The organism is Belnapia sp. AC561 (genome assembly GCF_979252845.1).
This window is the reverse complement of record NZ_CEEDBP010000035.1, coordinates 12,630-33,658: the sequence shown is the minus strand read 5'-3', so window position 1 is coordinate 33,658 and position 21,029 is coordinate 12,630. Positions and strand designations below refer to the sequence as shown.

28 protein-coding genes and 1 tRNA gene are annotated in these 21,029 nt (G+C 73.5%); 10 read left to right on the top strand and 19 right to left on the bottom strand.

The window, feature by feature from the left end; translation table 11 throughout:
- On the bottom strand, positions 1 to 819 hold the full coding sequence (locus AC0IW9_RS23395) for an ABC transporter permease (RefSeq protein WP_471650720.1): 819 nt from the start codon (positions 817 to 819) through the stop codon (positions 1 to 3).
- A gap of 143 nt (positions 820 to 962) precedes the next feature.
- Between AC0IW9_RS23395 and AC0IW9_RS23390 the strand changes: the two genes are divergently transcribed.
- Positions 963 to 1,052: transfer RNA gene (locus AC0IW9_RS23390), tRNA-Ser, on the top strand.
- Between the two features lie 19 nt (positions 1,053 to 1,071).
- Here the strand turns inward: AC0IW9_RS23390 and AC0IW9_RS23385 are convergent.
- Positions 1,072 to 1,737, bottom strand: a complete 666-nt coding sequence (locus tag AC0IW9_RS23385) for an FTR1 family protein (RefSeq protein WP_471650719.1) — start codon at positions 1,735 to 1,737, stop codon at positions 1,072 to 1,074.
- Between the two features lie 198 nt (positions 1,738 to 1,935).
- Here AC0IW9_RS23385 and AC0IW9_RS23380 point away from each other — a divergent pair, with 198 nt between their 5' ends.
- Entirely contained in the window at positions 1,936 to 2,073 is a 138-nt protein-coding gene (locus AC0IW9_RS23380) for a hypothetical protein (protein WP_471650718.1), read from the top strand.
- Positions 2,074 to 2,079: 6 nt separating this feature from the next.
- On the opposite strand, the gene pcl is transcribed toward AC0IW9_RS23380, so the two are convergent.
- Positions 2,080 to 3,279, bottom strand: coding sequence for a 4-coumarate--CoA ligase (gene pcl / locus AC0IW9_RS23375; RefSeq protein WP_471650717.1), 1,200 nt, complete (start codon positions 3,277 to 3,279; stop codon positions 2,080 to 2,082).
- Positions 3,280 to 3,440: 161 nt separating this feature from the next.
- Between pcl and AC0IW9_RS23370 the strand changes: the two genes are divergently transcribed.
- The 6 genes from AC0IW9_RS23370 (at position 3,441) to AC0IW9_RS23345 (ending at position 6,430) form a co-directional block, all read left to right on the top strand.
- Entirely contained in the window at positions 3,441 to 3,911 is a 471-nt protein-coding gene (locus AC0IW9_RS23370) for a hypothetical protein (RefSeq protein ID WP_471650716.1), read from the top strand.
- Between the two features lie 48 nt (positions 3,912 to 3,959).
- Positions 3,960 to 4,334: a photoactive yellow protein gene (pyp, locus tag AC0IW9_RS23365; protein WP_471650715.1), complete on the top strand. Its 375-nt coding sequence runs from the start codon at positions 3,960 to 3,962 to the stop codon at positions 4,332 to 4,334.
- A 14-nt stretch (positions 4,335 to 4,348) separates the two neighbouring features.
- Positions 4,349 to 4,822 carry a hypothetical protein gene (locus AC0IW9_RS23360; protein ID WP_471650714.1) on the top strand — a complete coding sequence of 158 codons (474 nt, stop codon included), beginning with the start codon at positions 4,349 to 4,351 and terminating at the stop codon, positions 4,820 to 4,822.
- A gap of 24 nt (positions 4,823 to 4,846) precedes the next feature.
- A complete protein-coding gene (locus tag AC0IW9_RS23355) occupies positions 4,847 to 5,347 on the top strand; it encodes a hypothetical protein (RefSeq protein WP_471650713.1) in 501 nt (166 codons plus the stop codon).
- A 222-nt stretch (positions 5,348 to 5,569) separates the two neighbouring features.
- Entirely contained in the window at positions 5,570 to 5,788 is a 219-nt protein-coding gene (gene gvpJ, locus AC0IW9_RS23350; protein WP_471650712.1) for a gas vesicle protein GvpJ, read from the top strand.
- 60 nt (positions 5,789 to 5,848) lie between these two features.
- Positions 5,849 to 6,430, top strand: coding sequence for a hypothetical protein (locus AC0IW9_RS23345; protein ID WP_471650711.1), 582 nt, complete (start codon positions 5,849 to 5,851; stop codon positions 6,428 to 6,430).
- Between the two features lie 77 nt (positions 6,431 to 6,507).
- On the opposite strand, the gene AC0IW9_RS23340 is transcribed toward AC0IW9_RS23345, so the two are convergent.
- From AC0IW9_RS23340 to AC0IW9_RS23275, 14 genes are read right to left on the bottom strand one after another with little or no spacing between them, the layout of a single operon-like run.
- Entirely contained in the window at positions 6,508 to 8,505 is a 1,998-nt protein-coding gene (locus AC0IW9_RS23340; protein ID WP_471650710.1) for a hypothetical protein, read from the bottom strand.
- Positions 8,506 to 8,535: 30 nt separating this feature from the next.
- Positions 8,536 to 8,808, bottom strand: a complete 273-nt coding sequence (locus tag AC0IW9_RS23335; RefSeq protein ID WP_471650709.1) for a gas vesicle protein K — start codon at positions 8,806 to 8,808, stop codon at positions 8,536 to 8,538.
- Entirely contained in the window at positions 8,805 to 9,032 is a 228-nt protein-coding gene (locus tag AC0IW9_RS23330) for a gas vesicle protein (RefSeq protein ID WP_471650708.1), read from the bottom strand. Before AC0IW9_RS23330 ends, AC0IW9_RS23335 begins: the two co-directional genes overlap by 4 nt.
- Positions 9,025 to 9,789 carry a GvpL/GvpF family gas vesicle protein gene (locus tag AC0IW9_RS23325; protein WP_471650707.1) on the bottom strand — a complete coding sequence of 255 codons (765 nt, stop codon included), beginning with the start codon at positions 9,787 to 9,789 and terminating at the stop codon, positions 9,025 to 9,027. Before AC0IW9_RS23325 ends, AC0IW9_RS23330 begins: the two co-directional genes overlap by 8 nt.
- A gap of 1 nt (position 9,790) precedes the next feature.
- A complete protein-coding gene (locus AC0IW9_RS23320) occupies positions 9,791 to 10,801 on the bottom strand; it encodes a GvpL/GvpF family gas vesicle protein (RefSeq protein ID WP_471650706.1) in 1,011 nt (336 codons plus the stop codon).
- Positions 10,798 to 12,870 (bottom strand): AAA family ATPase, encoded by a 2,073-nt coding sequence (locus AC0IW9_RS23315; protein WP_471650705.1) that lies wholly within the window; start codon positions 12,868 to 12,870, stop codon positions 10,798 to 10,800. The genes AC0IW9_RS23320 and AC0IW9_RS23315 overlap by 4 nt, the downstream gene beginning before the upstream one ends.
- Positions 12,867 to 13,118, bottom strand: coding sequence for a gas vesicle protein GvpG (locus AC0IW9_RS23310; protein WP_471650704.1), 252 nt, complete (start codon positions 13,116 to 13,118; stop codon positions 12,867 to 12,869). The genes AC0IW9_RS23315 and AC0IW9_RS23310 overlap by 4 nt, the downstream gene beginning before the upstream one ends.
- Positions 13,118 to 13,873, bottom strand: coding sequence for a GvpL/GvpF family gas vesicle protein (locus tag AC0IW9_RS23305; protein ID WP_471650703.1), 756 nt, complete (start codon positions 13,871 to 13,873; stop codon positions 13,118 to 13,120). The genes AC0IW9_RS23310 and AC0IW9_RS23305 overlap by 1 nt, the downstream gene beginning before the upstream one ends.
- Complete coding sequence (locus AC0IW9_RS23300) at positions 13,870 to 14,415, bottom strand: Hsp20/alpha crystallin family protein (protein ID WP_471650702.1); 546 nt, start codon at positions 14,413 to 14,415, stop codon at positions 13,870 to 13,872. The genes AC0IW9_RS23305 and AC0IW9_RS23300 overlap by 4 nt, the downstream gene beginning before the upstream one ends.
- Positions 14,412 to 14,705 carry a gas vesicle protein GvpJ gene (gene gvpJ, locus AC0IW9_RS23295; RefSeq protein ID WP_471650701.1) on the bottom strand — a complete coding sequence of 98 codons (294 nt, stop codon included), beginning with the start codon at positions 14,703 to 14,705 and terminating at the stop codon, positions 14,412 to 14,414. The genes AC0IW9_RS23300 and gvpJ (AC0IW9_RS23295) overlap by 4 nt, the downstream gene beginning before the upstream one ends.
- A gap of 4 nt (positions 14,706 to 14,709) precedes the next feature.
- Positions 14,710 to 14,967: a gas vesicle protein GvpO gene (gene gvpO, locus AC0IW9_RS23290; RefSeq protein ID WP_471650700.1), complete on the bottom strand. Its 258-nt coding sequence runs from the start codon at positions 14,965 to 14,967 to the stop codon at positions 14,710 to 14,712.
- 12 nt (positions 14,968 to 14,979) lie between these two features.
- The gene (locus AC0IW9_RS23285) at positions 14,980 to 15,357 is read right to left on the bottom strand and encodes a hypothetical protein (protein ID WP_471650699.1); all 378 of its coding nucleotides are present in this window, start codon (positions 15,355 to 15,357) and stop codon (positions 14,980 to 14,982) included.
- Complete coding sequence (gene gvpN, locus AC0IW9_RS23280) at positions 15,354 to 16,343, bottom strand: gas vesicle protein GvpN (protein WP_471650698.1); 990 nt, start codon at positions 16,341 to 16,343, stop codon at positions 15,354 to 15,356. The genes AC0IW9_RS23285 and gvpN overlap by 4 nt, the downstream gene beginning before the upstream one ends.
- Before the next feature lie 3 nt (positions 16,344 to 16,346).
- Positions 16,347 to 17,045, bottom strand: coding sequence for a hypothetical protein (locus tag AC0IW9_RS23275; RefSeq protein WP_471650697.1), 699 nt, complete (start codon positions 17,043 to 17,045; stop codon positions 16,347 to 16,349).
- 199 nt (positions 17,046 to 17,244) lie between these two features.
- Between AC0IW9_RS23275 and AC0IW9_RS23270 the strand changes: the two genes are divergently transcribed.
- Complete coding sequence (locus AC0IW9_RS23270; RefSeq protein WP_471650696.1) at positions 17,245 to 18,819, top strand: methyl-accepting chemotaxis protein; 1,575 nt, start codon at positions 17,245 to 17,247, stop codon at positions 18,817 to 18,819.
- Positions 18,820 to 18,826: 7 nt separating this feature from the next.
- Here the strand turns inward: AC0IW9_RS23270 and pcaG are convergent, their stop codons facing one another.
- Both pcaG and AC0IW9_RS23260 read right to left on the bottom strand, forming a co-directional pair.
- Positions 18,827 to 19,426 carry a protocatechuate 3,4-dioxygenase subunit alpha gene (gene pcaG / locus AC0IW9_RS23265; protein ID WP_471650695.1) on the bottom strand — a complete coding sequence of 200 codons (600 nt, stop codon included), beginning with the start codon at positions 19,424 to 19,426 and terminating at the stop codon, positions 18,827 to 18,829.
- A 10-nt stretch (positions 19,427 to 19,436) separates the two neighbouring features.
- Positions 19,437 to 20,144 carry a dioxygenase family protein gene (locus tag AC0IW9_RS23260; protein WP_471650694.1) on the bottom strand — a complete coding sequence of 236 codons (708 nt, stop codon included), beginning with the start codon at positions 20,142 to 20,144 and terminating at the stop codon, positions 19,437 to 19,439.
- Between the two features lie 100 nt (positions 20,145 to 20,244).
- Between AC0IW9_RS23260 and AC0IW9_RS23255 the strand changes: the two genes are divergently transcribed.
- Positions 20,245 to 21,027 carry an alpha/beta fold hydrolase gene (locus AC0IW9_RS23255; protein WP_471650693.1) on the top strand — a complete coding sequence of 261 codons (783 nt, stop codon included), beginning with the start codon at positions 20,245 to 20,247 and terminating at the stop codon, positions 21,025 to 21,027.
- The last annotated feature ends 2 nt before the right edge of the window (positions 21,028 to 21,029 follow it).

Sequence of the window (21,029 nt, the reverse complement as noted above, 5' to 3'; positions counted from 1 at the left end):
TCAGACCACCCGGCTGAGTTTGACGAAGCGGTCGGTGATCAGCATCAGTGCACCGACCAGGATAATCTGCACGGTGGCGACGGCGGCAAGCGTCGGGTCCACGCGGAACTCCAGGTAGTTGAGCATGGCGACCGGCAGGGTGACGCGGCCCGGGCCGACCAGCAGCAGGGTGAGCTCGAGGTTCTCGAAGCTCTGGATGAAGCTGAAGAGGCAGGCGGCGACCACCCCCGGCCGCAACATGGGCAGGGTGACGCGCCAGAAGACGGTCAGCGGCCGGGCGCCGAGATTGGCCGCCGCCTCCTCCGCCGAGCGATCGAGGCCCTGGAGCGAGGCCGCAACCAGGCGCACCGTCCAGGGAATCGTCAGCAGCACATGCGCCGCGACCAATCCCATGGTGGTGCCCTTGATGTCGTCGTCGATCCAGAACTCCGCCCGGACGTAGAAGAGGTAGAGCGCGGTGCCGGCGACCACGCCGGGGACGGCCAGCGGCCCGAGCAGCAGCGTGTTCATCGCCTCCCGCAGGCTGTTCAGCCGGCCGAAGCCGCGGTTGATCGCCAACGCCGCGGCGGTGCCGAGCGGCACCCCGATCGCCGAGGCGGCGAAGGCGACCTGCATCGAGGTGACGAAGCCGCGGGCGAATTCCCGCTTCTCCCAGGCATTGGCATACCAGCGGAGGGTGAATCCCTCGGGCGGGAAGCTGACGATCTCCTGGGCGAAGATGCTGATGACGATCACGGCCAGCACCGGCGCCAGGACCAGCCCATAGGCCCCCGCCACCACCAGAACGAACGCCATCCGCCGCCAACGCGACCCCGCCATTTAGCCTCCTGTCTCCCGCCCGCAGAGTGCGGAGGGAATGGGCCGGGGTCAACGCTGGCGCTTCAGGCTTTCTGCGGGTTTGACGGCCCGGCGGCCCGCCTGTATGAAGCGCCCTGCATACGTCGTGGGCCTGTCACACCGATGGAGGGGTGGCCGAGTGGCTGAAGGCGACGGTTTGCTAAACCGTTATAGGACGTCAAGTTCTATCGAGGGTTCGAATCCCTTCCCCTCCTTGGTCCCGGCCAAGGCCTGTCACCGTCTTCCGCTTCCAGAAACCAGCTCCATCACCTCGTCCAGCGGCGGATCGCTCGCCGGCCAAAGGCCTGCCGCCAGCAGTTGCACCGCGGTCACCAGGAGAAAGACCGAGGTCGCCTGGAAGACCCAGCGCAGCGGCAGCCGCACCGCCGTCCGCAGGCTGAGCCACCAGAGGCCGGCCAGGATCAGCAAGGCCACCAGACTTCCGCTCCATAGGGCATCCGCCGCATTCTCCCGGCTCAGCGCCGAGAGGAACAGCACCGTCTCCACCCCCTCCCGCAGGGTGGTCAGGAAGCCGATGCCGCCCAGCGCCAGCGGCGCCCGCCGGGAAGCCAGCGCCTGCCGGGTGGTTTGCTCCAGGGCGCCGTTCCAGCGCCAGGGCTCCGCCTGCCGCCACAGCCAGCCGCCGAGCCAGAGCATCAGGCCCCCCGCCAGCAGGCTGGCGAGCCGGTCCGCCGTCTCCTCCTGCCCGGCCGCCGGCGTCGCGTAGCAGGCCGCCAGCAGGCTGGCCGCCAGCCCCAGCCCGGCACCGATCCAGAGCGAGGCCAGCCGCTCCGGCGCGCTCCGCAGGACAAGCGAGGCCACGGCGGCGAGCACCACCACCACTTCCAGACCTTCCCGCAGCACGATGATGCCGGATTGCAGTGCGACGGCGATGAACATCGGTGCTTCATCCCGGACCGGAGGCTGGCCGATCCTAGCCCGCTGCCGCCCGGTGGCGAGTGACGAGACCTTGATCCGGGGGCGATTCGCCCACCGGCGGGGCGGTCGATTCCGGCGCTTGGTCCCGCTGGCGAGACATGGCAGGCTGGCGCCGCCGGGGCAGGGGCCACCGCGGCGCCAGCGCGACGGAGGCTTGGGATGCATGATCTTCAGCTCATTGGCTTCCTGGTCCTGGTCGCGGCCAGCCACCTCGATGCGCTGCTGATCCCGGTCGGATTGGCCGCGGCGGCCCTGGCTTCCGCCGCGCCCCTGGATTTCGAGCCGGTCTCCGTCTGACCCACCTCAGGGGGCCGGCACCCCCCAGTCGGACGCCTTGCCCAGCGCCCCGGCCGGCAGGCTGGGCCCGATATCGAGCCGGACCGGCCGCTCCGCCGCGCTGAACTCGTCGCGGCACCAGCGGTCCAACTCTGCCGCGGCATCCGGCCGTGCCCCCTCCCGCAGCACGACGAAGGCCTTCAGCCGCGGCACCGGCAGCGCCGCATCGAGCCGGACGGCGCAGGCGCGGACCAGCGCATGCCGGCCCAGCCGCTCCGCCACCCGCTCGGGAAAGACATTGATGCCGCCCACCTGCACCGCCTCATCCTTGCGGCCGAGCAGCCGCAAATGCCCGGCCTCGGTCCAGGCGGCGCGGTCGGGCAGGGGGGTCTCCGCCCCGGTCAGCGCATCGCGCAAGCTGGCCTGCTCGCCGCTGGCCCCGGGCTGCCAGCGCGGCAGCAGGGTGAAGGGACTGTCGGGATGGCAGCGGCTGGCGATCCCCGCGGTCTCGCTGCTGCCGTAGATCTCCGTCACCTGCGCCGCGCCGGCGGCCCGCAGCGCCTGATGCATCGCCGCCGGCAGCGGCGCCGTGCTGCTGGCCAGGCGGATGCCGGGCGGCAGCGCCTCCACGCCGGCGAGCAGCGCCGGCCAGCCCGCGGGGAAGCCCACCACCAGATCCTCCGGCCGCAGCAGCCGGCGCAGTGGCCCGGCCGCCAGGCCGCGCGCATCCACCACCGGCAGGCCGAGCCGCTGCGGCAGCAGCACGGTGAAGAGGAAGCCGTAGATGTGATGTGCCGGGACGCATTGGATGATGCGCCCGCGGTCGGCGAAGACGCCGGCCCAATGCCGTACCTCCTGCAGCAGATCCGCATGGCGATGGAAGCAGGGCTTCGGCACGCCGCTGCTGCCGGAGGTCGCGAAGGTGAAGCCCGTGGTGCCATCCGCCAGCCCGGCGCGGATGATGCGCGCCCAGCGGTCCAGGCTGCGCTCCGCCAGCAGGTAATCCTCCACGCCGCTTTCGTGCAGCCGGAAGAAGGCATTCACCGCGGCGCCGCAGCCCAGCAGTTCGAGGCTGTCGAGCCCCAGCCCATCGGCATCCAGCGACAGGTCGTCCGGCCAGGCCGCCGCTTCGGCCGCATCCAGCCGGCGGCCGCTGCCCCGGGCCAGCTCCTGCGCCAGCAGGGAGCGCAGCACGCGCAGGATGGAGGCTTCGTAAAGGTCGCGCATCGATGAATGTCTCCCGCGAGCATCATTGCACCGCCAGGCGATGAGCATCCGGTTAACGCGCCGCCCGGCGCATTTTCCCGCCGCCGTTTACCCGGGTTTCACCCCTGCCGCCGACACTGTGCGGAGGCGCGGAAAACCCGCGGCGTCCCACGGAGACGATCATGGTGTCCATCGCGGCAATGCCGCCGCAGCAGGCGGCGACGGACCCAGGCCAGGCCGCGCGCCCCGTCGTGCTGCGGGTCTCCGGCGGCAAGCCGCTGCGCCTCACTGCCATGCTGCTGGCCGAAGGCACCTCTTGGAGCCCGCGCATCCCCGCCTGGCACGAGGTCTCCCTCTTCGCCGGGCCGGGCGGTGAGATTGCGCTTGGCATCAGCACCTTCAAGAAATCCGCGCATGAAGCCGATGTGCATCGCGCCGAGTTTTTCCCCGACCTCGATGCCGCACTGGGCGCGCTTGAGGGCTTCGATCCGACCGCCGATCTCGCCGTCCGCATCGACGCGGCCGATCCACGCATCAGCGGCGCCGTCGTCGCCCTGCAGGCCGCGGCATTGCACCAGCAGGCGGATGGGCTGGCGCGCCAGTGGCGCGGCATGCTCGGCGAATTGCTCTACCAGCTCTGCCAGCCGGAGTGAGGCGGGCGGCGACAGTCCTTCACCCCAAGCCCTCAGGGAAGCCACGCCATGGAGATGATCAAATTCGGCGCCGACCACGTCGACAACCTGGTCTCGCAAGATCCGACCCGGCTCGACCGGTTGCCCTTCGGCGCCATCCTGGTGGACCGCACCGGCCGCATCCAGAAGTACAACATGTATGAAAGCGCCCTGGCCAATCGCCCGCCGAACGAGGTGCTGGGCAAGAACTTCTTCAACGACGTGGCGCCCTGCACCAAGGGCCATGCCTTCCAGGGCCGCTTCCAGCAGGGCCTCGCCCAGGGCAGCCTCAACACGATGTTCGAGTATGCCTTCGACTACAAGATGTCGCCCGCCAAGGTGCGGGTGCACATGAAGTCGAACGCGATCGACGACGGCATCTGGATCTTCATCAAGCGGCTCTGAGCGGGAGCCGCGCCATGCTCGCCAGCCTCCTCGTCACCCGTCCGCTGCCGCCGGCCGCGCCGCTGCCCTCGGAGCAATTCGGCTGGACGGTGCTGCCGCGGCATGGCCTGCGGCCCCTGCGCTTCAAGGGCCGCGCCCTGGTCCGCGCCGCCGCGCGCGACCCGGCGCTGCCGGTCTGGAGCGAGGTGGTCGTGCATGAGACGGAAGGCGGGTTGCTGGTCGTCGCCATCCGCCACGAATGCCGCGGCGAGGCGGCCCCGCCCTGCGTCTATGCCGAGGCCTTCGGCCATACCGATGCGGCGATCGAATTCCTGCATGCGCATGACCCGCTGCGCGACCTGCCCGTCGCCGTGCTCTATGCCGGCGCCGAAGCCGCACCGGATGGGCTGCGCGATGCCGCCGCCCTGGCCTGCGCCGACCGGCTGCGCCGCGGCTGGCAGGAGGTCCTGACCGCCTGCTTCGGCGCCCGCCACCACATCCGCCCCTGACCTTTCCCTGCAAGGAGATCCGCCGTGACCATGGTCAATGCCTTCGAAACCCTGATGGACCGGCCGCCGATGAGCCTCGGCGCCGAGCCGCGCCCGGCGATCCGCAGCGCCAGCGCCACCTTCACCCTGCGCCAATCCGGCAGCCGCCCTTTGACGTTCAGCGGCCGCCAGCTCGGCGGGCTGAACGGCTACCGGCTCGGCACCCCGCTCTGGCATGAGGTCAATCTCTTCCAGACCGAGGATGGGCGCTACGTCACCGATATCCGCGTCTTCAGCAAGGCGCAGGGCGCCAAGGACCAGTTCCACGTCAGCGTGGTGGACCAGATCGAGGAGGCGTTGCTGATCTTCGAGGGCTACGACGCCCGGCAGGATGTGCAGGCCGATTTCGACCTGGCCGATCCGACGCTCGCACCGGCCGAACTCATCGTCCAGGCCGCCGCGCTGAAGTACCGGCTGGCCGAGGCAGTCGCGCAATACCGTGCCGTGGTAGCCAGCTTCCTGCAGCAACTGAACCAGGGTGCCTGAATGCGGCCTGCCAGGACCGGTGAATACTCGCGGGGTGCCAGTCATGGTGCCCCGTTTTTTTATGCGCCGATGTTTTTCGCTCCGTCCGAGAGGCTTCCTTAATCCGCCCGGGGCATGCTGGGCCGGCTGAGGATGCACCCGCGGAAGCCGGTGATCCGCGGCTGATCGGGGCGGTTCGCCCCGAACCAGGATGCAACACCAGGAGCAGGACCCAGAACGGCCATGACCATCAACAAAAGCCTCGCCTCCTCGTCGCTGGCGGAGGTGATCGACCGGATCCTCGACAAGGGGATTGTCGTTGATGCCTTCGTCCGCGTCGCACTCGTCGGCATCGAGCTGATCGCCGTCGAGATCCGCGTCGTCATCGCCTCCGTCGAGACCTATCTGAAGTATGCCGAAGCGGTCGGCCTGACCAGCGACATGTCCGTCGCCACGACCTGACGACCCCCGGCCCGGCCGGGGCGATCCGGCCGGGCCACCCTTGTCCCGAAGGGCGATCCGATGACCGCGCCGCCGACCGACCCCTCCCTCAGCCGCAGCGCCTGGCGCAGTGCCCTGCGCGATGATCTCGCCCGCGGCCGCGCCGCCTTGCGCACCGGCCGCGCCACCGCGGCCGCCGAGGCCATCCAACGCCTGCCCCGTTGGCGCCCGAGCCGCGGCCAGGCAGCCGAGCTGCCGCAGCCCGCGCCGCCGGAGATCGAAGCACCCGCCCCGCTGCCGGCCGAGCGCGCCTCGGTCTATGCCAGCCTGCTGCGCGATGCCGGCGTCAGCGAGCTGCCGGAGGCGCCGCCCGCGGCGGAGGCCTTCGCGCCTGCGGCGATGCCCGCCGAGCCGCCCGCCGAACTGCCCGATCAGTCCTCGACACCCGAGCCGGCCGAGGCCCCGGCCCTCGACCTTTCCGAGATCGCCGAGCTGGGCCCCGGCATGCGCGCCCGGCTGCGCCTGCTCGGCTGCCTCGACATCGCCGATCTCGCCCAGGCCGAGCCGGCGCCATTGCGGGAAGCGCTCGGCGAGATCAGCCGCCTGCTGAATGTGGAGGCCTGGATCGCCGAAGCCCGCCGCCTCGCCGCCAAGCCGGACTGAACCGCACTTGCCACTGCCAGACGCAGGAAAGCCGCCCGGGTGCTCCACCCGGGCGGCTTTTCCGATTCCGGTGGGGGTCAGGCCCGCGCGGCGACCCGGCGGCTGCCCCGATCGGCGGCCACGGCAATGGCGGTGGCCACGGATTGCAGCTGCCGGATGGTCGCGTCCAATCCTTCCAGTAGCTCCGGCGCGTGGCGCGCCAGGCCGGGCGAGACCGGCGCCGCCCCGCCCGGCCCCTCGACCAATGTCTCGGCCCGGCGCAGCAACTGCTCGACCTCCGTCTCCACCCCATCCAGCCGCAGCAGGGTGGCGGTGACCGCCGGCTCCGCCTCGGCATCGAGCTGGCCGAGGATCCGGGCCGAAACCGAACGTCCCGGCGAAGGCCGCGCCTGACGGACCATCGCCTCGATCGCGCCGGTGACGGCCGTGAGCTGCTCGGCGGTCCGTTGCGGCGCCTCGGCCGCGCGGTCGATCGCCGCTTCCAGCCGGGGAATCTGCTGCACCAGCCCGGCCATGCCGGCGGCCATGGGAGCCAGCGCCTCGCCGGCTTCGGTCAGCCCGGCGATGGCGCGGTGCATCGGTGCGGCGATCCCCTCAAGCTGAGAGGCAACCGCCTGGGTCACTATCTGGGTCACCGCCTCGGGCAATGCCTCGCCGAGGCGCGTGGCAGTCACCTCCAGCGTCGCCGTTGCCGCCTGCAGCCGCGTCTCCGAATCGGCCAGATGGGCGAGCCCCTGGCCCAGCCGCTCCCGACCGGCATCGGCCATCGCGGCAGCCCGCGCCAGCGCTGCCGTCACCTCCTCCGGCATCCGGCCCGCAGCCGCATCGAGCCTCTCGGCCGTCCGCCCGAGCTGCGCCATCGGCGCATCGAAGCGCGCCGCCACGCCGGCCAGCCCGGTCGCCTGCGCCTCGCCCCGCGCCAGCGCCGCATCCAGCCGCGCCGGGACTTCGGCCATCGCCGTGGAAAGCCTCGCCATCTCCCCGAGCTCCGCGGCATGGCCGGCGGCCCGCGTCATGGCCGCCTCGAATCGCTGCGGCGTCTCGGCGAGTTGCTCCGCCGTCTGCCGAAGCGTCGCCAGTTGTGCTTCGGCCTGCGCCGCAAGCCCGCCACCTTGTGCCTCAGCCAGGGCCATGGCTGTCTCGAAGCGTCCCGGCAGCATCGCCACCGCCTCGAGTTGCGCCGCCATCTGCACCTCGCCTTGCGCCAGCGCTGCCGCGAACCGCTCCGGCAGCGCCGCCGCGGCTTCGAATTGCTGCGCCACCGCGCTGAGGTTCGCCATCTGCTCCGGCAGCTCGCCCGTCATCAGCTGCAGCCGCGTCCCCGCCGTCTCCAGCGCCGCGACCTGCTCCACCATCCGCTCCGGCAAGGCCCCGGCCTCGGCCAGCGCCGCGGCACCCGCCTCCACCCGGTCCAGCGCGGCATCCAGCTGCGCCGGCAGCTCGGGCACTCGCGCCATCACGTCCTCCAGCCAGGCCTTGCCCGGTGCCGCATCGCTCAGCAGGGCCAGCGCCTGGCCGGCATGATCGGTCAGCGTGCCGAGGCTGGTCGCCTGCGCCGCCGCCATCGCCTGCAACTGCCCGAGCGCCGCCGCCGCTTCCGTACTGCGCCGCGCGGTATCGTCGAACCACAGCCCGGCCGTCTCCGCCGCCGTCGCCATGCGATGCCCGGCCTCCACCGCCTCGGTGAAGCTCCGCCGCATCTCCGTCCCCTGCCGCTTCATCAGCGCGATCTCGGAGGCGACGGCGCGCAGCGCGGCGCTCATCTGGGCCGCGCTATCCTCGGTCGCCGCCGGCACCACGACCGGCGCCGGCGGTGCCCGCAGCGCCCAGGACAGACCGGGCCAGAGGCTGCCGGCCGGGGCCCGCGCCGGGTCCAGCCGGCGCAGCTCGGCCAGCAGCCGCGCGCCCGGCAGCAGGGTGATCGGCGTCGCCAGCAGCGCCAGCAACGCTGCGGCGAGGGCCACGAGAAAGGCCTCCGTCGGCCAATTCAGCGCCCGGAGCACTCCCGCCCCGGCCAGGGCCAGCAGGCCCAGCGGCCAGACCGGGCCGAGGCTGCGCAGCAAAATCCGTCCCATGCCGCAATCCTTGTGGTTGTCTGCGCCGCCTCAGAGCAGCCGGCCCAGCGGGCCGAGGTCCAGGTTCAGGTCTTCCGGCTTCAGTCCCAGCCGGCCGCAGAGCGAGGCGACCGCGTCCCGCGTGCCGAGCAGGGCGCCGCCCAGCCGCTCCACCTCGTCCTCCGTCACCGTTCCCGCCTCCATGCGGCGCAGCGCCTGGGCTTCCAGCAGGCGGCGGATCAGCTCCACCAGGGTGAGGACGAGCCGCGCGAGATCCTGCTCGATGCGCGCGGGATCGAGCTCGATGCGATGGATCGCGCTCATGGCAGGGCCGGCGGCGCCGGGGTCATCAGCCGTGCCGCGGTATCGACCGAGGCAAGCAGCGCCCGCAGCCCGACATGGATGAGGTCGACCCCCGCGAGCGAGATCACCAGCTGCCCATCCAGCACCACGCCGGTATCCAGCAGCTGGTCCAGCACGTCCACCAGCGCCTGCTGGTGCTGCGCCGGCGGCGGCAGCGGCTGCCGCGCGAACAGGCGGTCAGGCATCGGAATTCACCTCCCGCGCGAAGCCATAGGGTGGCCAGGGGCCGGAGAGCGCCAGGGTGAAGCCGGTCCCGGCCAGTTCCCGGGCGGTCGCATCCAGCCTGTCGCGCAGGCGGTCCACCCCGGCATTGGGCAGCAGGAAGGACCAGCGGCCCTGGGCCGTATCGGCCCGCAGGGAGCGGCCCTGGACGCCGATGGTCGCGGTCACCTGGGCCCCGACCAGGATGCCATGCGCCACCCGCGCCGCCGCCAGGTCGCGTTCCAGCCGGCGCTGCAGCAGGAAGCGGCGGCCGGGAGTGGCCATGGCGGCTTCATTGGCCAGCCCCTGCAGCGCCGGATCGTGATCCTCCAGCCAATGGCCATGCATCGCGCTGTCCTCGCTGAGGCTCACCGTCCATTCCGCGCATTCGGCCACCAGGCCCAGCGCCACGGCCAGCCGCTGCTCGCGCGGCGCAAGCCAGGCACGCAGTGGGTCGGCGCCGGAGAAGAGCCCGCCGAAGGCCATCGGCAGCGCCGGGCCATCCGCCGTCGCGGCGGTGATGACGCCGTGATGCGCCGCGGCCCGCGCGGCGACCCAGCCCGGGTCATCGGTGCGGCAGGTCGGGCCGGCCTCGAACAGGCCGCGCGGCACCTCGCTGACCAGGGCGGCGACGCCGCCGGCGGCGATCAGTCGCAGCTCCGCCCCGGGCAGCACCGGCTCGGCTTCCGGCAGCGGATGGCTGCGACGGACGACGGCATAGGCATAGAGCGCGGGATCCATCTCAGGCGGCCTTCCCGACCAGGCTGGGTTCGGGCGCGGTGACCAGCACCGCCGGCAGCACCAGATGCCGCCCGCTGCGGGCCAGAACCTCCCGCCGTGTCACCGGCCCAGCCGGCAGCCGGGCGAGGGCCTGGCGCAGCAGCCGGTGCGCCGCGCCGGCGGCGGCCAGGGCGCTGCCATCGGTCCCGGCCCGGTCGGGATGCAGCCGGAAGGCCAGGCCACGCCAGCGCCGCACCAGCTCCTCCGGCTCCAGCCGCTCCGGCAATTCCAGCAGCGCCCAGGCGGCGGCGAGCTCGGCCGGCTCGCTGCGGGCCAGCCGCAAGGCGGCGAAGGACAGGGGCGGCAGCGGCCCGCGCAGATCGGCAGCGGCACCGAGGCTGGCTGCGGCGGGCAGCAGCCCGAGCGCCGCCTCGATCCGCGCCTCCGCCCCGGCGCGGACCAGCACGGTGCAGCCGGCCTCGGTATCGCCGGCCGCGGGGATGGCCTCGGCGATGGCCAGCACCTGCGGCGCCAGCGCCGCCTCCAGCATCGCCTGGCGCTCGGCCCGGTCGGCCTGCAGGCAGGACCCCACCGCCGCGGCCAGCGCCGCGCGGCCCAGGCCGGTGAGGCGGTCGCACCGGGCCTCGAGCACCGGCCCGGCCTCCCATCGCAGCACCACGTCCCATTGCTGGCGCCAGCCGAGCGCCGCCAGGGCGGTTGCGAGATCATCGGCGACCGCCTGCAGCACGCCGGGCCATTCGGCATCGGGGCAGGTCGCCGCACCGGGGTCGCAGGGCAGCAGCGGGCCGATCTGGCAGGCCACCTCCAGCCGCTGCTGCACCTGCCGCAGGGATTGCAGCAATGCGGCGCGGTCCCGGTCCAGCAGCAGCGCGCGCGGCGGCGCCGCGGCCGGCTGCAGCAGCGCCGTGACCGGGCCCAGCGCCTGCAGCACCACGCCGGGGCCTGCCACCGCGCTCATGCGCCGCGCCATCTCCGCGGCATCGCCTGCTCCGGCGATCCCCAGAATTCTCATGCCGTGATCCATCGCATCGCCTCCTTCTGGGCGGCCAGGGCGGCCGCGAAATCCGCTTCGGTCACCGCGGCCACCTCGGCCTCGCCGCTGCGGGCGATCGCCTCCATCGCCGCACGCCGGCACAGCCCGGCGAGATCGGCGCCGACGAAGCCTTCGGTCGCCGCCGCCAGCGCATCGAGATCGGCCGCCTGCGGCATCCGCCGCGCCTGCACGCCGAGGATGGCGCGACGCCCGGCCAGGTCGGGCTTCGGCATCTCCACCACCAGGTCGAAGCGGCCGGGCCGCAGCAGCGCCGGGTCGATCCGGTCCAGCCGGTTGGTCGCGCCCAGCACGACGACGCCGGGCGGATCGGCGATGCCATCCATCTCGACCAGGAACTGCGCCACCATGCGTTCGACCGTCGCGCCGTCGTTGCCGCCGCGGCGGCCGGCGATGGCATCGATCTCGTCGAAGAACAGGATGCAGGGCGTCGCGGCGCGTGCGCGCGCGAACACATCCTTCAGCGCCTTCTCGCTGGCGCCCTGCCACTGCGTCAGCAGCTCGGCGCCGCGCACCGCGATGAAGGCGGTGCCCGCCTCGGTCGCCAAGGCCTTGGCCGCCAGGGTCTTGCCGGTGCCGGGCGCGCCATGCAGCAGCACCCCGCGCGGCGGCCGGATGCCGAGCCGGGTGAAGGCCGCGGGACGTCGCAGCGGCCAGGCGACGGCGCGGGTCAGCGCCTCCCGCACCGCGTCGATCCCGGCGACCTCGGACCAGGGCACGTCCGGGATCTCGAGGAAGGCCTCGCGGAGCGCCGAGGGCACCACCAGTGCTCGCGCCGCGGCGAAATCCGCCGCCTCCACCATGAGGTTCGGCGCGATCGGCGCGGCCGAGGTCAATGCGCCGGAACGTCGCAGCGCCGCCATCGCCGCCTCCCGGCAGAGCGCCGCCAGATCGGCCCCGACATGCCCCGGCGTCTCCCCCGCCAGCGCCTCCAGGTCGACGTCGGCGGCCAGTGGCATCGCGCGGCTATGCACTGCGAGGATCTCGCGCCGGCCGTCCCGGTCGGGCGGGTCGATGCGGATTTCGCGGTCGAAGCGGCCGGGGCGGCGCAGCGCCGGGTCCAGGCTGTCCGGCAGGTTGGTCGCCGCCAGCACCACCACCTCGCCACGGCCCGCCAGGCCATCCATCAGGGTCAGCAGCTGGGCGACGATGCGCCGCTCCACCTGCTTGTCGCCGGACAGCGCCTCCCGCTTCGGCGCGATGGCGTCGATCTCGTCGATGAAGATGATGGCGGGGGCCCGCTTGCGCGCCTCCTCGAAGATGCCGCGCAGGGCCTGCTCGGCAGCGCCGTAGAAGCGGTCGACGATCTCGGGGCCGTTGACCGGGATGAAATGCGCCCCGCTCTCGGTGGCGACGGCGCGGGCCAGCAGGGTCTTGCCGGTGCCCGGCGGGCCGCAGAGCAGCACGCCCTTGGGCGGGGCGATGCCCAGCGCCGCGAAGGCGGCGCGATGCCGCAGCGGCAGCTCGACCACCTCCCGCACCCGGTCGACCACGCGGGAAAGGCCGCCGAGATCCTCGTAGCGCAGCCCGTTGGAGGGACCGGCATTCCCCTCGGCCAGGGTGATGCGCGTCGCCTCATCCAGCAGCGCCGGCCCGGGCGGGTCGAGCGCGACGATGCGGATGCCCGCCTCCCGCCCGCCGAGCAGCGGCAGGGCATGGCTGTCGCCCTCGGCCAGCGGCACCCCGGCCAGGGACCGGGCCAGCGCCGCCGGGCTGGGGCCGGCACCGCCGGTGACGGCAAGGCGGAGGCTGGCGGCGCGGGCCGGACTGCCGCCGGGGCCGGCGCGCACCACCTCATCCAGGGCGACGCCGGCATTGCCGCGGGTCGCGCCATCGAGCGCGATGCGTCCCGGCGCCCGGTCCGTGCCGCGCTGCGGCAGCGCCCGGGCATGGCAGCGGCGGTTGCCGGTCAGCGCCACCAGATCCCCGGTCGCCAGGCCCAGCCGGGCCATGTCGGCCGGGTCCAGCCGGGCGACGCCGCGGCCCGTATCCTCCGGCCGCGCCGGCGTGACGTGCAGCGGCAGCATCATGCGCTCCCTCCCGCGCGCCGGGCGCGCATGGCGGAAAGCTCGGCCAGCAGATCGGCCTCGCCCGCCTCGAACTCGGCTTCGGTCAGCTCGCCGGCATCGAGGCGACGTTCGAGCGCCAGCAGCGCCGCCTCGATCCGCGCCGGGTCGTTCCATTGCGCATCGACCGCATCGGCGACCTTGGCGCCGAGCCACTGCACCCCGGCGAGGGGCACGGTCACCGGAAAGAGCAGCAGATTGAACAGGCCCATCACGCCGCCTCCGCCAGCCAATCGGCGCGCAGCGAGACGAAATTGTAGGGTGGCACCGGCCCGACGTAGCGGAAGACCAGCCGTGCCTCCTCCGCCTCGGCCAGCCGCTGCATCGCGGCGTCGAAACCGGCCTCGGCCTGACGAGGGACCAGGAAGGCGCGGTTCAGCACCATGGAGTCATTCAGAACCTTCAAGGCCACCTCCCGCTCCGCCAGCGGCGAGAGCAGGGCGAGGATCGCCGCGGTATCGGTGGCGCGCAGCGCTTCCAGCGCCGCTTCCACCCGCCGGCCCAGCTCGATCCGCCCCTCGTAGGTCTGGCTCGCCGGGCGGTGCTGCAGCCGGTCGCGCATCGCCCGCAGCCCGTGGTCGGCGGCGAGGATCCGCCGCGTCGCCACCCCCTCCCGCCAGGAGGCCTTGACCCCCAGCTCCACCCGCCCGGCGATGCCGGCCAGCGCCGCCCCGAAGGGCTGGGCATTGCGGGCGAGGCAGCCATCCAGGGTGGCGCGGTCCGGCGCGATGGTGCCGAAGCGCATCGGCAGCACGTCGGCCACGCCGATCGTGCGCTCCAGCACCGCGGTATGCGTCAGCAGGTTGCGCCGGGTCGGCTCGGGCGGCGTCGCCGGCGCTGCGCTGACCAGCGCGGCCAGGCCATGGGCGGCCGGCAGCACGCTGACCTCGGCGCCGCCGATGCCGGTGCCGAGCCCGTCCGGCGCCGCATCGCCCGGCAGCACGCCATAAAGGTAGTAGCCGCTCATGCGCCCGGCTTCCGCGGCAGCCGCACCTCGAGGATGCCGTTGCGGCAGGCCATGGTCAGCCCCGCCGCATCGACCGGGCCGGGCAGCGCGACGCGCTTGCGGTAGCGGTTGGGCGGCGGCGTCTCGATCAGCAGCGCGTCGGCCTCGACGCGCGCCGTCGCCTCATGCTCGCCGACGCCGGGCAGTTCGGCGATGACGGTGATGGCCTCGGCCTCCTCGAAGACATCGACGATGGGCTGGCGCACCGGCGGTTCGGCCGTGGCTTGCGCGGGGCCGTCCGGCACATGGCCGAAGGCCTCGCCGCGCGTGCCGTGCTCGCCGACGCGGAGGCTGTAGCCGAAGACCATGCGACCCTTGCGGCCGCCGATATCGATTTCTCTCTCGCCGCCCGCCGCCTCGCTGCCGCCGGTCTCGGCCAGGCGCTGCAGCCCTTCGGTCAGCTCGCGCAAGCCGCCGAGGATGCCGGTCAGCCCGGTATCGCCGGGCGGCGTCGACGACCCCATCCGCCGGGCGATCGAGGGCGGGTGCCGCAGCCGCTTCATGGCCGCACCGCCAGCGCCTGCTCCAGCGCGGCGACGCGGCCGGCCAGCGCCGCATTCTCCGCCTGCAGGGCGCTGGTGCGCCCGGTCAGCGCCGCATCCGCCTCCCACCAGCGGATGCCCATCTCCAGCGCCCGGTCCACCGAGGCGACGACGAGGCGGATCCGCACCGTCAGCAGCTCGACGCCGACCAGGCTGACGGAGATGTCGCCGGCCACGACGATCCCCTTGTCGAGGATGCGCTCCAGGATGTCGGCGAGGCCGGAGCCGCCGACGCTGTGCTGCAGGCTCATGCGCTCAGCCCTCCTCGACGCCCTGGCTGCGGAGGAAGCGGGCGGTGCGCTTCCAGCGCAGCACGTTGCCGGCGCTGTCGAGCTTCACCTCGAAACTCGAGAGCAGGTCGTTGGTGCGGGGGATGGCGCGATGCTCGACCATGTCGATGGCGACGCTCCAGCCGCCCTCGTCCTGGTCGAAGCGGGCGACGGTGCCGGCGGGTAGGCCGGTGATGGCGGCCATCTGCCGCTTGGTCTGTTCGATGATGGCGGTGACGTCCATGACGGCTGCTCCCTAGTATTCGAGGACGAGGCCGCGGCGCCGGGTCGCCGGGGCTGCGGGAGGACGGGTGCCGGGCCGGGCGGCGGCGGGCGCGGCCAGCGCGGCGCGCGGCGGCGGCGGCGGGGGTTCCGGCGCGGCCGCCTGGGGCGGGCCGCAATCCGCCACCATGCGGGCGGAAAGCCAGGCCATGCGGCGGGCGACGCGGCCGAGGTTGCCCTCGGCGGCTTCCGCCTGGCGGGCCAGCAATTCGATCTGCCGGATCAGCCGCGCCCGCCGCTGCGCCAGCAGCGCGAATTCGGCCGAGATGCCTTCCAGCGAAAGCCGGTCCCGGCCGACGCCGACCGGGCGGCGGCGGGCGGGCGGCTGGGTGCCATAAGCGGCGCGGGTCATGCGGCGATACCCCCGTGATGGGTTGGCGCCGCGACCTGGACGCCGCCGGGCGGGGCGCAGAAATGCTCGATGAGACGCAGCAGCATCTGCCGCTGCCGCGGGTCCTGCCCGCCGCCCGGGCCGGGCTTGGTGCGGCTGCCCAGCAGATCCAGGCAGAGCTGCACGAAGCCCTCGTCGTCGGCGGCGACGCGCAGGCGCAGGTTGGCGGCCAGCCGCGCCAGCATGATGGAGGCGCGGAGCGTCGGCCGCTGGGTCCACTCGCGGGAGCGCCGGAAGTCCCGCACCATGTCGACGATGCAGGCAACCGCGGCGGGGGCGAGGCCGGAGCGCGCGACGGCGATGGCGATCTCGGTTTCGCGGTCGAAGCTGTCCACGTCGATGGTGACCATGCGGTCGAGCAGCGCATCCTGCGCCGCATGGGTCCCCGCATGATCCTCCGGGTTGGAGGTGAAGATGGCGCGGAACTCGGGATGCACCCGCAGCGCCGTCTCGCCGCGCCCGGCCTTGGGCAGCACCAGGATGCGTTCCTCCAGCACCGTCAGCAGCACGTTGTTGGCGGCGGCCGGCGCGCGGTTGAACTCGTCGTAGACCAGGGTGCAGCCCTCGGTGCAGGCGATGGTCAGCGCGCGGTCCAGCCAGACCGGTGCGGTTTCCGATTCCACCTTCATCACGCTGGTGATGTAGCGGTCGACCACGCGGCGGGTGCGGGTGCCGCCCTCGGCGCCGACCAGGCTGCGGGTGTCGAAGGTATCGTCGCCGACCAGCAGCAGCACCGGCCGGCCGAGGCGCTGCGCGAGGTCGAGCGCCAGCTTGGTCTTGCCGCTGCCGGCCGGGCCGCGGAAATGCACGGGATAGCCGGTCTGCAGATAGCCCAGGGCGCGGGCGGAGATCGCCTCCAGCTCGGGCGTTCGGATGTGGTCGGGGCTCGGCTGCAATTGCATCGGACCTTCGGACTCATGGGGCGGCGTGGCGGGGGATCGGGCCATGCGTCAGTCTCCGGTCAGTTCGAGGGCGACGCCCTGGCGCCAGGCGCGGCGCAGCGCGGCGAGCGGGGCGGGGTCGGCGGTCCAGTCGAGGTGGAGGTCCACCAGGCGATGCAGCGCGGGCGCGGCGGCGGCCCAGAGCCCGGCATCGAAGGCATCCTCCGCCCGGGCCGCGGCGCCGGCCGGGGCAAGGCCCGCGGCGGCCAGCAGGCTGGCGGCGATCTCGCAGGCCTCGAGGTCCTCGGGCGGCGGCGCCCCGCCGGCGACGGCCTGGGCGAGGGCGGCGCCGAAGCCGGCGGCATAAGCCGGGGCGATGCCGAGCGGCGCGGCGAGCTGCCGGGCCATGGCGCGCAGCGGCCGGGCCAGGCAATCCGGCGGATGCGGCGGCGCGGCGGCCAGCGCCAGCCCATCGGTCCAGGCGAGCCGGCCCTCCGCCGCGGCGGGTTGCAGCCGGGCGTCCAGATCGGCCAGCGGCAGGCTGCCGGCGGCAAGATCGAGCGTCGCCGCCAGCAGCGACCAGAGCCGGGCGAAGGCATCCCGTGCCGGGCGCAGATCCGGCAGCAGCACGATCTCGGGCCGCAGCCCATCCCGCAGCTGCAGGGTGCAGGGCAGCCCGTTGAGCGGCCGCAGGCTGGCCGGCAGCGTCACCTCGATGCTGCCGCTGCCCTGACCGGCGGAACGGATGCTGCGGATTCCCAAATCCATGCTGGCCCGACCCTTTTTGGGTCCGGGATCAGGCGCCCGGTCGCCGGAGGCCGACCGGCCTCTAGCTGCGGGTCTAGCAGCGCGGTTCCTAAGGACCGGTGAAGACCGCGGTCGCCTTCGTCTTAACGTGGCCTTCGCTTTGCCCGGGCATTCTCCCCTGCCGGTATCCCTCGACCGGATCCTGGGCTGGAGAACTGCGATGCGCCGCGCTGCCGACTACGGTTTCGGAATCCTGTCCGGGCTGCACCCTGCCTCGGTCCGGGGCCGGGTGGCGCTGGCGACCGGCGCGCTGGCGCTGCCGCTGCTGCTGGCCTGCGGAATGGGTGCCGCCCAGGCGCTGCGGGCGGGGCGGCCCGGGGATGCGCTGGCGCTGGCCGCGCTGCTGCTGCTGGCACTCGCCGCCGCCACCCTCGCGTTGCGCGCCGTCGGCCAGCCGCTGGCGAGCGGCCTCGCGGCCATCGAAGCGCTGCTGAGCGGCGCCGCCGACCCGGCCGCACCGGCCACCGGCCTGCGGGAGGCCGACCGCCTGCTGGCCGCCGCCGCTGTCCTGCGGGACCGGCTCGGCGAGGCCCATGCCCTGCAGGATGGCCAGGCGACGCTGCGCGAGGAAGCCCGCTTGGCCCGTGGCCTGGTGGTGAAGGAGATGGCCGAGCGGATCGAGGCCGAGACCCGCCAGGCCATCGCCGAGGTCGAGGAAAGCAAGCTCGAGCTGGAGGAGCTGATCAACGGTCTCGACCGGTCCGCCGCCACGCTGCTGCGGGAGGCGGTGGCGGCCCAGGCCGATGCCGAACGCTCCGCCGAGGGCGCCGATGCCGCCGCGCGCTCCACCGCCGAGGTCGCCGAGGCGGCGCAATCCATCACCCGTCAGGTGCAGCGCGCGGCCGAGACCACCCGCGCCATCACCGACCGGTCCGAGCAGACCCGGGCCTTGTTCGACGAACTGCGCAGCACCGCCGGCGAGATCAACCAGGTGACCGACCTGATCGGCAGCATCGCCCGGCAGACCAACCTGCTGGCGCTGAACGCGACGATCGAGGCGGCCCGCGCCGGGGAGGCGGGCAAGGGCTTCGCCGTGGTCGCCGGGGAGGTGAAGAGCCTCGCCGGGCAGACCGCCCGCGCCACCGCCGAGATCGCCGAGCGCATCGGCCGGGTCCAGTCCCGCACCGGCGCCGCGCTGGAGGCGATGGACCAGATCCGCGGCGGCATCCGGGAACTGGACGGCATCACCGGCGCCATCACCGGCGCGATGGAAGCGCAATCCGTCGCGGTGGCGGGCATCGCCGGCGCGGTGGCCGAGACTTCCGACGCGGCGATGGAAGCGCGCGGCCGCATTGCCTCCGCCGCCGGGCAGATCGACGACAACCGCATGTCCATCGGCATGATCCATGGTGCCAGCGGCCAGGTCGCCGCCTCGCTCGATGCGCTGCAGAGCCGCATCGTCGGCTTCGTGCGCAACGCCTTCACCGAGGCGAACCGCCGCCAGGACCAGCGCTTCCCGGTGCGGCTGCCGGCCACGATCCGTGGCGCCGAGGAACGGCTGGACGGGATGCTCGCCGACCTCTCCTATGGCGGCGCGATGCTGCGCAACCTCAGCAGCTTCCGTGTCGGGGAGGAGGTGGTGCTGACCGCGGCGGGGCTGCCGGAGCAGCGGATGCAGGTGCTCTTCTCCGCGGCCGAGCTGCGCCTCGCCTGCCGCTTCGCAGGGCCGGAAGCGGAAGCGGCCTGGCGCCAGGCGGTCGAGCGGCTCTGCCCCGAGGCGGCGGAGGCAGCCTGAACCGCGCTCAGTCCAGGAAGAAGGGCGTCTCCTCCGCCGCATCGCCGCGCAGCCGCAGGTCGATCCGGAAGCAGCGCAGCCCCTCCACCGCCGCCATCGGCTGGGCCAGCAGCCGCACCCGTGCCTCCGGCGGGACCAGCCGCAGCACCGGGTCGGCGGCATTCTCGGCCGGGAAATCCGGGAAGAAGAAGGTGGTCGCCAGGGGCCGCATCAGGCCGCTGGCCATGATGGTCAGGTTCACATGCGGCGCGCGGTGGTGGTTGCCCTCGGCATAGCCGCCGGGCAGCAGGCTCTGGAATTCGAAGGCGCCGTTGGCATCCGTCCAGGCCCGGCCCCAGCCGAGGAAATCCGGGTCGGCCAGCGCCTGCTCCGGGTCCGCCGGGTGGCGGAAGCGGCCGGCGGCATCGGCCTGCCAGGCTTCGACCAGGGCATTGACGCAGGGCACGCCGCCCTCCCGCACCACCCGGCCGCGCAGCAGGATGCGCTCGCCCCGCGTGCTCGGCATGGCGTCCGTCGTGACGCGGGTCAGGTCGTTGTCGCCGGGGCGGAAGAAGGTCCGGGGGAAGAAGGGACCGATGGTGTGCTGGGACAGCGGTGCCCGGCTCATGCCCAAATCCTCATGGCATCACCGGGGTCGCGGCGCGGCCGCGCAGCACGATGTCGAAGGCATAGCCGAGCCAGCCCAGGCCGATCTCGGCGGGGGGAATCTGCCGCGCCACCAGCCGGTCGCGTGCCGATGCATCGGGTACCGACATCAGGATGCGGTCGAGCGCATTCAGCGGGTCGCCGGGAAAGTACATCTGGGTGACGAGGCGGGAGAGCGAGGCCGGGCCGAGCACGGAGAAGTGGACATGCGGCGGCCGCCACCAGGTATCCGGCCCCGGCACGGGATAGGCGCCGGGACGGATGGTGAAGAAGCCGTAGCGCCCGTCGGCGCCGCTCAGGATGCGGCCATTGCCGATGAAATTGGCATCGAGCGGGGCGTCCCGCGTATCGATCGGGTGGAAGTAGCGGCCTGCGGCATTGGCCTGCCAGAGCTCCACCACCGCGCCCGGCACCGGGCGCCCATCCTCGTCCAGCACCCGGCCGGCGATATGGATGAGCTGGCCCATGGCGATGCGGCCGGGGCCCACCACCGCCAGGTTGTCGTCGCCGCAGGGCAGCTTGCGGCCGAGGCCGTGCGGGCCGGTCGCCTCCGTCCGGGTCGCCGGGCGGCGGATCAGCGGGCGGGAGGGCAGGTGGGTGAAGGTATTGGCATAGCCGGGGATGGGGACAGCCGGCTCGATACCCTCAGGCCATGGGTCGAAACGGTTCGGCGGCTGCATGGCTGATCCTCCCTGGTCGCGAGGATGCCGCCAAACCGGGGTGGATTGAAAGCGGCGCGCGATGCGGACAGGCTAGGGCCAGGGGAGAGGGGAAAGGTCCATGGCCGAGGTCCGGCGCGGTCCGGCGCGCATCGCATACCGGGTGGAAGGCGAGGGGCCGGCGGTGCTACTGCTCGCCTCGCTCGGCCGCGGGGCGGAGGATTTCGACGCGGTCGCGCCGCGGGTCGCCGCCGCCGGCTTCCGGGTGGTGCGGCCGGAGCCGCGCGGCCTCGGCGGCTCCGAGGGGCCGATGGAGGGGCTGACCCTCTACGACCTCGCGGCCGATGCGGCGGCAGCGCTGGTCGATGCGGCGGGCGCGGCGCCGGCCATCCTCGCCGGCCATGCCTTCGGCAATTGGGTGGCGCGGGCGCTCGCGGTCTCCCGGCCGGAGCTGGCCCGGGGCGTGGTGCTGCTCGCCGCCTCCGTCACCACGGAACTGCCGGCCGATATCCGCGCCGCCATCGACGGCAGCTTCGATCCGGCACTCAGCGAGGCGGAACGCCTCGCGCATCTCCAGCGCGGCTATTTCGCCCCGGGCCATGATGCGCGGGTCTGGCTCGGCGGCTGGCACCCGGCGGTCGCGGCGATGCAGCGGGCGGCGACCGCGGCGACGCCGGACCAGGTCTGGCGCCGGGTCGCGGAGCGGGTGCCGACCCTCTATGTCTCCGCCGCCCTCGACACCATCGCCCCGCCGCCGAGCCTCGAACAGCTTCGCAGCGCGCTCGGCCCGGATGTCTCCATGGTCAGCATCGCCGATGCCGGCCATGCGCTGCTGCCGGAACAGCCGGCGGCGACCGCGGCGGCCATCATCGCCTATGCCGCCCAGCACAAGGAACTGCCCTGACC

Excerpts from the sequence above, each read along its gene's own strand:
- AC0IW9_RS23305 (WP_471650703.1), bottom strand. The coding sequence starts at position 13,873 with ATGAGCGGCTACTACCTTTATGGCGTGCTGCCGGGCGATGCGGCGCCG.
- AC0IW9_RS23330 (WP_471650708.1), bottom strand. The coding sequence starts at position 9,032 with ATGCCTGACCGCCTGTTCGCGCGGCAGCCGCTGCCGCCGCCGGCGCAG.
- pcl (WP_471650717.1), bottom strand. The coding sequence starts at position 3,279 with ATGCGCGACCTTTACGAAGCCTCCATCCTGCGCGTGCTGCGCTCCCTG.
- pyp (WP_471650715.1), top strand. The coding sequence starts at position 3,960 with ATGGAGATGATCAAATTCGGCGCCGACCACGTCGACAACCTGGTCTCG.
- AC0IW9_RS23360 (WP_471650714.1), top strand. The coding sequence starts at position 4,349 with ATGCTCGCCAGCCTCCTCGTCACCCGTCCGCTGCCGCCGGCCGCGCCG.
- gvpO (WP_471650700.1), bottom strand. The coding sequence starts at position 14,967 with ATGGACGTCACCGCCATCATCGAACAGACCAAGCGGCAGATGGCCGCC.
- AC0IW9_RS23395 (WP_471650720.1), bottom strand. The coding sequence starts at position 819 with ATGGCGGGGTCGCGTTGGCGGCGGATGGCGTTCGTTCTGGTGGTGGCG.
- AC0IW9_RS23335 (WP_471650709.1), bottom strand. The coding sequence starts at position 8,808 with ATGAGCGCGATCCATCGCATCGAGCTCGATCCCGCGCGCATCGAGCAG.
- AC0IW9_RS23300 (WP_471650702.1), bottom strand. The coding sequence starts at position 14,415 with ATGAAGCGGCTGCGGCACCCGCCCTCGATCGCCCGGCGGATGGGGTCG.
- AC0IW9_RS23260 (WP_471650694.1), bottom strand. The coding sequence starts at position 20,144 with ATGCAGCCGCCGAACCGTTTCGACCCATGGCCTGAGGGTATCGAGCCG.
- gvpN (WP_471650698.1), bottom strand. The coding sequence starts at position 16,343 with ATGGCCCGATCCCCCGCCACGCCGCCCCATGAGTCCGAAGGTCCGATG.
- AC0IW9_RS23385 (WP_471650719.1), bottom strand. The coding sequence starts at position 1,737 with ATGTTCATCGCCGTCGCACTGCAATCCGGCATCATCGTGCTGCGGGAA.
- AC0IW9_RS23320 (WP_471650706.1), bottom strand. The coding sequence starts at position 10,801 with ATGAGAATTCTGGGGATCGCCGGAGCAGGCGATGCCGCGGAGATGGCG.
- pcaG (WP_471650695.1), bottom strand. The coding sequence starts at position 19,426 with ATGAGCCGGGCACCGCTGTCCCAGCACACCATCGGTCCCTTCTTCCCC.
- AC0IW9_RS23370 (WP_471650716.1), top strand. The coding sequence starts at position 3,441 with ATGGTGTCCATCGCGGCAATGCCGCCGCAGCAGGCGGCGACGGACCCA.
- AC0IW9_RS23340 (WP_471650710.1), bottom strand. The coding sequence starts at position 8,505 with ATGGGACGGATTTTGCTGCGCAGCCTCGGCCCGGTCTGGCCGCTGGGC.
- AC0IW9_RS23315 (WP_471650705.1), bottom strand. The coding sequence starts at position 12,870 with ATGATGCTGCCGCTGCACGTCACGCCGGCGCGGCCGGAGGATACGGGC.
- AC0IW9_RS23325 (WP_471650707.1), bottom strand. The coding sequence starts at position 9,789 with ATGGATCCCGCGCTCTATGCCTATGCCGTCGTCCGTCGCAGCCATCCG.
- AC0IW9_RS23270 (WP_471650696.1), top strand. The coding sequence starts at position 17,245 with ATGCGCCGCGCTGCCGACTACGGTTTCGGAATCCTGTCCGGGCTGCAC.
- AC0IW9_RS23275 (WP_471650697.1), bottom strand. The coding sequence starts at position 17,045 with ATGGATTTGGGAATCCGCAGCATCCGTTCCGCCGGTCAGGGCAGCGGC.
- AC0IW9_RS23380 (WP_471650718.1), top strand. The coding sequence starts at position 1,936 with ATGCATGATCTTCAGCTCATTGGCTTCCTGGTCCTGGTCGCGGCCAGC.
- AC0IW9_RS23255 (WP_471650693.1), top strand. The coding sequence starts at position 20,245 with ATGGCCGAGGTCCGGCGCGGTCCGGCGCGCATCGCATACCGGGTGGAA.
- gvpJ (WP_471650712.1), top strand. The coding sequence starts at position 5,570 with ATGACCATCAACAAAAGCCTCGCCTCCTCGTCGCTGGCGGAGGTGATC.
- AC0IW9_RS23345 (WP_471650711.1), top strand. The coding sequence starts at position 5,849 with ATGACCGCGCCGCCGACCGACCCCTCCCTCAGCCGCAGCGCCTGGCGC.
- AC0IW9_RS23285 (WP_471650699.1), bottom strand. The coding sequence starts at position 15,357 with ATGACCCGCGCCGCTTATGGCACCCAGCCGCCCGCCCGCCGCCGCCCG.
- gvpJ (WP_471650701.1), bottom strand. The coding sequence starts at position 14,705 with ATGAGCCTGCAGCACAGCGTCGGCGGCTCCGGCCTCGCCGACATCCTG.
- AC0IW9_RS23310 (WP_471650704.1), bottom strand. The coding sequence starts at position 13,118 with ATGGGCCTGTTCAATCTGCTGCTCTTTCCGGTGACCGTGCCCCTCGCC.